The 686-nt window shown below is 51.9% G+C and carries 1 protein-coding gene; it reads left to right on the forward strand.

Going from position 1 to position 686, the window contains the following annotated elements:
- Positions 1-686 (forward strand): hypothetical protein (locus tag NE664_12595; protein ID MCQ4727475.1); only part of this gene is annotated, 686 nt, incomplete at both ends.

Genomic DNA, 686 nt, shown 5'->3' on the forward strand with positions numbered 1-686 from the left:
CGTCAGTGTGGACAAGAACGTCAAGGGAATTAAAACAGGATTTACGCTGCTCATTATTTTCTGGGTGCTGTATTTTGCAGCTACGGTTATATCCATGCCTCTGTTTAATTATAAGGCCTACCGTGACCAGCTGGGACAGCCGGAAATTTCAGAATTCACCGATACCGTGCAGCCGCTGGCCTTAAACCAGCTTCCGGTCGTGGACAAGGCTCTGGCAAGGGAGCTGGCCGATAAGAAGGTCGGTGAAAACCCCGGACTGGGAAGCCAGGTCGTACTGGGCACACCAGTCATCCAGAAGGTCAATGATAAGCTGGTATGGGTTGTACCGCTGGAGCACTCCGGCTTCTTCAAATGGTTAAAGAATCTGGACGGTTCCGCCGGATACATTATCGTTTCCGCAACCGACGTCAGCGATGTAGATCTGGTGACAGACCACAAGATCAAGTATCAGGAGAATGCCTATCTGCTGGATGACTTAAACCGTCACGTTCGCCTGTTCGAAGGCGGTCTCTTCCGGGGTATGACAGATTACTCCTTCGAGCTGGATGATGACGGTGTTCCGTACTGGGTCATCACTACCTATAAGAACCGCTGGCTGTTCAGCCTGCCCGAAGCAAGCGGAGTGGCGATCGTCAACGCCACCACCGGTGAGACCAACTACTACGATGTCGATAATCTGCCGGAAT

This window comes from Anaerotignum faecicola, from assembly GCA_024460105.1.
Taxonomy (GTDB): domain Bacteria; phylum Bacillota; class Clostridia; order Lachnospirales; family Anaerotignaceae; genus JANFXS01.